Annotated in this window: 7 protein-coding genes; 4 read left to right on the plus strand and 3 right to left on the minus strand. The window is 65.8% G+C overall.

Annotation, left to right across the window (positions count from 1 at the left end; all coding sequences use genetic code 11):
* Positions 1–42: 42 nt before the first annotated feature.
* The 3 genes from NBV68_RS14600 to NBV68_RS14610 form a co-directional block, all read right to left on the minus strand.
* On the minus strand, positions 43–990 hold the full coding sequence (locus NBV68_RS14600; RefSeq protein ID WP_296310954.1) for a TorF family putative porin: 948 nt from the start codon (positions 988–990) through the stop codon (positions 43–45).
* Positions 991–1,253: 263 nt separating this feature from the next.
* Positions 1,254–2,327 (minus strand): NAD(P)-dependent alcohol dehydrogenase, encoded by a 1,074-nt coding sequence (locus NBV68_RS14605; protein WP_296310956.1) that lies wholly within the window; start codon positions 2,325–2,327, stop codon positions 1,254–1,256.
* A gap of 11 nt (positions 2,328–2,338) precedes the next feature.
* Positions 2,339–3,133 (minus strand): SDR family oxidoreductase, encoded by a 795-nt coding sequence (locus tag NBV68_RS14610; RefSeq protein WP_296310958.1) that lies wholly within the window; start codon positions 3,131–3,133, stop codon positions 2,339–2,341.
* Positions 3,134–3,353: 220 nt separating this feature from the next.
* Here NBV68_RS14610 and NBV68_RS14615 point away from each other — a divergent pair, with 220 nt between their 5' ends.
* Genes NBV68_RS14615 through NBV68_RS14630 form a run of 4 tightly spaced genes read left to right on the plus strand, consistent with a single transcriptional unit; the run spans position 3,354 to position 8,806 of the window.
* Entirely contained in the window at positions 3,354–5,771 is a 2,418-nt protein-coding gene (locus NBV68_RS14615; protein ID WP_296310960.1) for an outer membrane beta-barrel protein, read from the plus strand.
* Between the two features lie 23 nt (positions 5,772–5,794).
* Complete coding sequence (locus tag NBV68_RS14620; RefSeq protein WP_296310963.1) at positions 5,795–6,847, plus strand: phytase; 1,053 nt, start codon at positions 5,795–5,797, stop codon at positions 6,845–6,847.
* A gap of 10 nt (positions 6,848–6,857) precedes the next feature.
* A complete protein-coding gene (locus NBV68_RS14625; protein WP_296310965.1) occupies positions 6,858–8,219 on the plus strand; it encodes an alkaline phosphatase PhoX in 1,362 nt (453 codons plus the stop codon).
* 23 nt (positions 8,220–8,242) lie between these two features.
* A complete protein-coding gene (locus NBV68_RS14630; RefSeq protein WP_296310967.1) occupies positions 8,243–8,806 on the plus strand; it encodes a hypothetical protein in 564 nt (187 codons plus the stop codon).
* Positions 8,807–8,893: the final 87 nt, after the last annotated feature.

Genomic DNA, 8,893 nt, shown 5'->3' on the forward strand with positions numbered 1-8,893 from the left:
CCGCTGCCGGCAGGGCGCCCTCCTGTGATCGTCAGAGTCGGATCAGAACGAAGCGGTGACCGAGAACACCACGGTCGCATCGGAGATCGAATCCCCGGCCAGCGTCGCGAAGTTCGGGCGGATCAGCGCGGCGTCGGCTTCGGCGATGTCGGTGTCGACATAGGCGGCCGAGAGGGTCAGGCCCGAGATCGGCACCACGTCGATGCCCAGCGACCAGTCGAAATAGGTGCCGGTCGGCGCGACGCTGGTGCCGTTGGGGCCAAGGCCGGGGTTGCCGTCCGAATAGCCGAGGTGGGCCTTCAGCGTGATCGGCGTGTCGGCGATGCCATAGGCGGCGTCAGCGGCAAGGTAGAGGTTGTCCTCCTTGTCGCCCGGATCGGCCGGAGCGCCCACCGGGAAGGCGTTGCCGAGCGCTTCCTGCTGCGGTGCATAGGCGACCGTGGCGGTCAGCGAAACCGGGCCGACCGCACCGCCGAGCTTGGCGTAGAACTCGACGAAGTCGGTGGTGTCCGCGCCGCTCGGATACATGAACCAGGTGCCGCCCAGATCGAGCGTGCCTTCGCCGACGGGGAGCTTGTAGCCGGCATAGATGTCGAGCTCCATGCTCGATCCGCCGAAGGTGCCCCAGCCGGCGAGGTTCGAACCCCAGGTGCCGATATAGGCGCCGCTTTCGTGGCTGATCGTGAAGCCGCCCTGAATCGCCATGCCTTCATCCGACTGCGAGACGCCGCGGAAGCGGTAGTCCGAGGCGAGGGTCGCCGAGCCCGAGATGGTGATGGCCGGGGTGTCTTCTTCCTGGCCCATGGCGTCCGCGAGCGCGATCGGGGCGATCGCGGGGGTCAGGGCAGCGGTTTCGGAGACGGTGATTTCGGTTTCGGTGTCAGCGGCCGGGCCGGTGGTTGCAGCAGCTGCCTCGCCAGCGAAAGCGGGGGTGGCAAGGCATGCGGCGAGTGCGACAGCCGAGGCGGCCGATGCGAAACGAATGGACATAAGGAACGCTCCATAGAGAGGTTTGGATCGTTCCACCTGCGCGGCGTGCAGGACTTTCTTATCCGATGAATCGGGTTCCCGTCGCGCCGTCGTCATAATCCTCCATGCTGCACTTGCGCACAAAGGTTATATGATGGGGTCGATTCATATTAGGTTGTTGCGTGGCTTTCCTGCCACAGTTTGCAGCCATGTCCTAGCGGCCCCGCGCAGGGGCGGTCGATACGTCAAGCGACCACCGCCCCCACTTCCTCCGGACGCGCGTTTCAGGCGGGCGCGCGCAGGGACTCCATGTCGATCACGAAGCGGTACTTGATGTCGCTCGCCTCCATCCGGTCATAGGCGGTCTGGATGTCCTGCATGGCGATCACCTCGATGTCGGGGAGGATGTTATGCTGCGCGCAGAAATCGAGCATCTCCTGCGTTTCGGCCAGCCCGCCGATGCCGCTGCCGGTCAGCACCTTGCGTCCCAGCAGCACCCCGGTGTGGATTTCCGGCATCGGCCCGATCAGCCCGACCAGCACTTGCACCCCGTCGATCCTGAGCAGGTGGAGATAGGGCACCACGTCATGGCGCACAGGGATGGTGTTCAGCACCATGTCGAAATAGCCACGCTTGGCGCGCATCGCGTCCTTGTCTTCGGTATTGAGGAAAGCATGGGCGCCGAGTTTCTCGGCATCGGCGCGCTTGGTTTCCGAGCGGCTGAGCACGGTCACCTCCGCGCCCATAGCGGCCGCCAGCTTCACCCCCATGTGTCCCAGCCCGCCAAGTCCGGCCACCGCCACCTTGCTGCCCGGGCCGACCTTCCAGGTGCGCAAGGGGCTGTAGGTGGTGATCCCGGCGCACAGCAGCGGTGCGGCCTCGGCCATCGGCATGCCCTCGGGGATCTTGAGCACGAACTCCTCTCTGGCCACGATCCGTTCGGAATAGCCGCCGAAGGTCAGCGAGCCGTCGCGCCGGTCCTTGCCGTTATAGGTGCCGGTGTTGCCGCCATCGAGGCAATATTGCTCGAGATCGGCCGCGCAATGCGCGCATTCGAGGCAGGAATCGACCATGCACCCGATCGCCACCCGGTCGCCGATCTTGTGGCGGGTGACGCCCTCGCCCACCGCGCTGACGGTCCCGACGATCTCGTGGCCCGGGACGATCGGATAGGTGGTGAAGCCCCAGTCGTTCCTCGCCGAGTGGAGGTCCGAATGGCAGATGCCGCAATGGCTGATCTCGATCAGCACGTCGTCATGCCGCAGCCCCCGGCGGGTGATCTGCATCGGGCCGACGCCGGAGTCCGGCGCGGTCGCGCCATAGGCTTTCGTCGGGTATTCATTGGTGGCAGTGGCCATGATCCTGTTCCTTACTTAGGCGGCATCCGTATCGCTCCATCCAGCCGGAACTGGTGGCCGTTGATGTAGCTGTTGCGCGCAATCTCCAGCACGAGGCTGGAAAACTCCTCGGGCTCGCCGAGGCGCTTGGGGAAGGGGACGCTGGCGTTCAATTGCGCCCACATCGGCGGGTTGCGGTCCTTCATGCCGAGCATCAGCGGGGTGGCGAAGATCCCCGGCATGACCGAGTTCACGCGGATCCCCATATCCATCAGATCGCGCGCCATCGGCAGCACCAGCCCGTTCACCCCGGCCTTGCAGCTGCCATAGATCACCTGCCCGATTTGCCCGTCCTGCGCGGCGACGCTGGCGGTGAGGATGATGCAGCCGCGCTCGCCGTCATCATTGACCGGATCGGCGTTCGCCATCCCGAGCGCCGAGATGCTGGCGATGCGGTAGCTGGCGACCAGAATGCCCTCAGCCCCGAAAGCATAATCCTCGGTCGAGAGGCGCTTGTACTGGCCGCTCTCCTTGTCCCAGCCCAGTGTCTTGCCGCGCCGGCTGGCCATCGCGCAGTGGAGCGTGACGCGCTCCTGCCCGTGCGCGGCGCGGGCGGCGGCGAAGCCTGCCTCGACCGAGCCCTCGTCCATGATGTCGACATGGTGGAAAGTGCCGCCGATCGCCGCCGCATGGGCTTCGCCCGCCTCGTCGTTGATGTCGAAGATCGCGACCTTCAGCCCCGCATCGGCAAAGCCTTGCGCGCTCGCCTTGCCAAGCCCGCTGGCGCCGCCGGTGACCACCACCGCCATGCCCGGTTCGAGTTTCATCGTGCCTCTCTCCCTCGTGTTCTTGCCCCTCTGCTAAGCTATCGCGCAAACCCGCGCCACCTGTCGAATGAGGCAATTCGGCAACATATCTTAGGAATGTTGCGGTGCGGCCCCCTGTAACCGGAATGTCACTATCCGGTCGCCCGAGTGTCACGGCTGGACGTTAAGCGGCGCTCCAACACGGTCCCGATCCCCGGGTGACCGATGGGGGAATCTTGCCATGCTCCGCACCCAGTTGCTCCTCGGCGGCGCCGTCGCCGCGATCGCCACAACCGTCACCGCGCCGGCGTTCGCCGCCGAGGTCGATCCCGCCGCGCTCGCCATCTCCGCCCAGGCCGGCGATGCGGCCCCCGAGGCCGCGGACGGCGAAGACGACGATATCCAGACCGCCAAGGAAATCGTGGTTCAGGGCTCGATCGGCTTTCGCAACCGTTCGGACGCGGCCGAACCTATTCTGATCTATGACGAGGAATATTTCCGCCGTTTCGAGCCGCTGACCGCGGGAGATGCGCTCAAGCGTGTTCCGGGCGTGACCTTCCTTTCGGACGTGATCGAAAGCGACGGCGCCCGTCTGCGCGGCCTCGATCCGGGCTACACCCAGATCCTGATCAACGGCGAGCGCGTGCCCGGCGGCCAGTCGGACCGTTCGTTCTTCCTCGACCGCATTCCCGCCGAGCTAATCCAGCGCGTCGAGATCGTGCGCTCCTCCTCGGCGCGCCGCACCGGTGATGCGGTGGCGGGCTCGCTCAACATCGTGCTGCGCGACGGCCTGACGCTCGATGGCGGCTATGTCCGCGCGGGCGGGCTGATCTTCGATGACGGCGAATTCAAGCCCTCGGGCGGCTTTTACTATGGCGGCGCGCTGGCGGGCGGTCGCCTGCTGATCGGTGCCAACGTGCAGGGCCGTTACAATCCCAAGGAAAAGCTGAGCCTGCGCTACGACGACAGCCCCGAGAACAACCCGAACTTCGCGACCGATAATTTCGTCAACCGCGAAGACCAGACCGATACCCGCGACGGCACCGATTATGCCTTCAATGCCAGCTGGGGGATCGAGACCGAAACCACCGAATTCGAAATCCTCGGCAACTTCGTGCGCACCGAGCGCGTGGAGGACGAGCGGTCGTATGAGTACAACGACGAGACCGCGGTCAATGGCCCGGTGCGCACCACCACCGTGCCCGCAGGCAACCTGATCAGCGACAATGCCAACGTCAACGACATCACCACCGAAAGCTGGTCGATCATCGGCAAGCTCGATCAGGAATGGGGTCTCGGCGAAACCCAGCTGCGGGTCGGCTATGCCAGCTTCGAAGATGTCCAGGACGAATTCGAACACGAAATCGACTTCGACCGCAGCTCCCCGCGTTTCACCGGCGAGCTGATCCTGTCGGACACCAGGGACACCGAGTTCTTCGTCAACCTCGAGCATGAATTCGAGCTCAACGATAATCTCGAATTCGCGATCGGCGGCTTCATCCAGACCAAGGACCGCGACACGCTTTTGCAGGAAACTCCGCGAACCAGCCTCAACCGCTTCAACCTGCCGGTGGCGACGCGGGAAGGCTATGACCAGTTCGTCCGCAGCCCGGTCGAGTTCGTGCCCGCGACCTTCCCGGCGTTCGAAAACACCGTTGTCGCGATCGAAGAAGACCGCGCCGATCTCTACGCGCTGATCGAAGGCGAATACGACAACCTGACCTTCGAAGTCGGTCTGCGCTGGGAAAGCACCTCGACCGACATCTTCGGCAGCAACCCCGACAACCCGGCCGGAACCAACGTCACCAATGATTACGACGAGTTCCTGCCCTCGGCCTCGCTCAAGTACGAAATCGGCGATGGCCGGATCACGGTTTCGGCCGCGCGCACGCTGCGTCGCCCGCGCTTCGATTTCATCGCTCCCATCGAGCTGGAAACCGAATTCGGCGACAACGACTTCCGCGGCAATCCCTTCCTGCTGCCTGAAACCGCCTGGGGCGGCGATCTGGGCTATGAGCACAAGATCGGCAAGAACGGCGTGGTCGGCATCAACGTGTTCTACCGCGATGTCAGCAACCTCACCGAACTGACCACCGCGCTGCTGCCCAATGGTCAGGTCGAACCCGGCTCGGAAGGCACCGGCACCTTCGTCTACGTCCCGCGCAACACCGGCGACGGCGAAGTCTACGGGATCGAATTCGACGCCTCGTTCAGCCTCGCCTTCCTCGGCCTGCCGGACACCGGCGTGTTCGGGAACCTTGCGATCCTCGACAGCAACATCACCGACGAATTCGGCGAGCGTCGCTTCAACGACCAGTCGGATTACGTCTACAACTTCGGCGCGATCCAGAACCTGCCCGATTTCGGCGCGGCCTTCGGCGCGACCTATCGCAAGCAGGGCGAGGCCTATGGCCGCGTGGTGGGCGAGGAAGTCTTCACCCGCTACGGCGCAGACCTTGAAATCTTCATCGAAAAGCGCTTCGGCGACAGCTTCACCATCCGCGCGGTGGGTTCTAACCTGCTTGACGGGACGAAGGATGAAGACTTCAACAAGTTCAACACCGTCCTTGAGCAGGAAAACCGCATCTTCGACGAATACGAACTTGAAAGCGAGCGCGCCGGGCCGGTGTTCCAGGTTGTTGCCCGTTACGCGTTCTGATTGAACTGAAAGGCCGTGTTGCAATGATCCGACCATTCCACGGCTTTGCCTTGATGACGCTGGGGATCGCCGCCGCCTGTGCGACGGTGCCCCCGGCGATCATGGGCGACCCGGCGGTCACCGTGACCGCGCGGGTACAAACCCCGCCAGTCGGCACCGCCAACGAAGATGCGGCCGATGATCCGGCGATCTGGCGCAATCCGGCGAACCCGGCGGCAAGCCTGATCGTCGGCACCGACAAGAAGGGCGGGCTCTACGTCTACGACCTCAAGGGCGCACAAAAGGCCTTTCTGGCCGCGCCGGGCATGAACAATGTCGATGTGGTAGAACTGGGCAATGGCACGGTGGTGGTCGCGGCGAGTGATCGCAGCGATCTGGCCAATGGGCACATCTTCCTTGCCCTGCTGGACCGCGCCACGGGCAAGCTGACCCCGGCGGGCAAGGTCGCGGTCGGGCCGGGTGAGGCTTACGGCATCTGCATCGACAAGCGGCAGGCAGGAACCGTGTCCAGCGCGCAGTTCACCGTGTTCAGTGCGCCCAAGAACGGGGTGATCTATCGCACCGTGATCACGGCCGCGAATGGCGCGTTTTCGGGCACGACCACGACGCTCGCCAACGTCGCCACCCAGCCCGAAGGCTGCATCGCCGATCCGCGCACCGGCACGCTCTACATCGGCGAGGAAGATGTGGGTCTCTGGGCGATCGACACCGCCACAGGGGCCAAGCGCATGATTGCGCCGATCGACAACAAACTGCTGGTCGCCGATCTGGAAGGCCTCGCCATCGCCCCTGAGGGCGCGAAGGGCGGCTATCTGATCGGCTCGTCGCAGGGCGATAATGCCTATGCTGTGTGGCGCCTGCCTGATCACACCCCGGTCGGACGCTTCCGCGTCGCTGCAGGCACTTTCGGCAGCACCGAGGAAACCGACGGGATCGAAGTCGACAACCGCGATTTCGGCCCGGACTTCCCCGGCGGCATCTTCATCGCGCAGGACGGCATGAACGCGCCGGCTGCGCAGAACTTCAAATATGCCCGCTGGGACGAAGTGCTTGCCGCGCTAGGGGAGCGCAAGTAACCCGCAGGGCATGACCCAGCTGATCAACACGCCCGACCGCCGCCGCTTCCTCGGCGCGACCGCCACCGCCTTTGCCGCGCTCGCCGCGAGCGGCTGCATGAGCCGCGGGGCCGGTGGCGGCGCGAAGGTGGCGAGCGGTGACGGGTTCGCCGGATACGGCGCACTGACACCCGATCCGGCAGGCTTCCTCGATCTTCCGCAAGGCTTTTCCTACCGCGTCCTCTCGCGCCTTGGCGATGCAATGGACGACGGCGGCACCGTGCCCGACCGGGCTGACGGGATGGGGTGCTTCGACCTCGGGAATGGCGAGATCGTGCTGGTGCGCAATCACGAGCTGCAGCCGCAGCACGATGCGGGCGGCGTGATCGCCAAGGGATACGGCAAGAAGGACGGTGTGTTCGTCTCCGGCGGCACCACCACCCTCGTGCTCGATGCTCAGACCCTTGCCGTCAAGCGCCAGTTCCGCAGCCTTGGCGGGACGATCCGCAATTGTTCGGGCGGGGTCACGCCGTGGGGCAGCTGGCTCACTTGCGAGGAAGCGCCGACCGGCCCGGGGCAGCCGCGCGGGGATGGGCTTGAGCAGGATCACGGCTGGGTGTTCGAAGTCCCCGCAGCCGCGCGCGGGCTGGTCGATGCGGTGCCCCTGAAGGCGATGGGCCGCTTCAACCACGAGGCCGCCGTGGTCGATCCGGCGACCGGCGTCGTCTACCTGACCGAGGACCGTGACGATTCGGTGCTCTACCGTTTCCTTCCCAAGGCCCCGGGCCGCCTTGCCGAAGGCGGGCGCTTGCAGGCGATGGTGGTCGAGGGCCTTGCCGACACCCGCAACTGGAAGTCTGCCGCCATGCCTGTGGGCAAGCCGTTCCGGGTTTCGTGGGTCGATCTCGACTATGTCGAGGCCCCGAAGGACGACCTGCGCCAGCGCGCCGCCGCCAAGGGCGCGGCGCTGGTGGCGCGCGGCGAGGGGCTGCACATGGGTGTGGGGCGCGGTCAGTCCGAGGTCTTCGCCTGCTGCACCAGCGGCGGGGCGAAGGAGCTCGGGCAGATCCTCAAGCTCACGGTCGGGGGCGCAGGCCAGCCGGACATGGTCGAGCTGTTCTTCGAAAGCGAGAGCACCGATCAGTTCAATTACGGCGACAACCTGACCGTGGCCCCGAGCGGCCACCTGATCGTGTGCGAGGACCAGTACACCGCGGTGCAGGAAAACCACATACGCGGCATCACCCCCGATGGTCGAGCCTATACCATCGCGCTGCTGCGCGCGCAGACCGAGCTGGCCGGCGGGTGCTTCTCGCCCGATGGCAAGGTGCTGTTCGTCAACGCCTACGGGCCGACCGCGACGCTGGCGATCACGGGGCCGTGGATCGCCTGAGCGGAATGGCGAGGGGCTGAGGGGTGGACGGCTTTCTTCTCGCCATGCTGCTGGTCGCCGCACTCGCGACCGGCGGGCGCGACCAGCTGATGGTGGCGCAGTGGGCCGGTGCGCTCGGCCAGAGCGCGCAGCTCCTCGCGGTGGCACTGGCCTGTGCCTGCCTTAGCGCGGGCGCCATGGCCTGGATCGGGGCCGAGTTCGCCGCGCTCCTGCCGCGCCGCGCTGCACAGATGCTGGTCGCCTTCGCGCTCGCCATTGCCGCGGGCGAGCTGGCACTGCCGGTGCGGATCAAGCCGCCCGCAGAGCCGACCCGCTCGCTCGCGGCGCTCGGGATCGTGCTCCTCGCCCGTCAGATCGGCGACGGCGCGCGTTTCGCGGTCTTTGCGCTCGCCGCGTGGACGGTGTGGCCGGTGACCGCAGGCCTTGGCGGGGCCATCGGCGGCGCGGCGGCGGTGACGCTCGGTTGGGCGGCGGGGGGCGAGACGCTCGCCCGCTGGCCCCTGCGCGCGCTTCGCCTGGGTCTGGCCGTGTGCCTCGGCATTGCTGCACTCTTCATCGGCCTGAACGCCCGCTTCGCCGCATACTGATCGCCTGCGCCGATCACCCTTCCCAAGTTTACCGCACCCTGATCCATGTTCGTGCGGTGGTTAAGCACCTATATAGAAGCCGCAGCG

Source organism: Erythrobacter sp. (genome assembly GCF_023653175.1).
In the GTDB taxonomy this organism is placed as follows: Bacteria; Pseudomonadota; Alphaproteobacteria; order Sphingomonadales; family Sphingomonadaceae; genus Erythrobacter.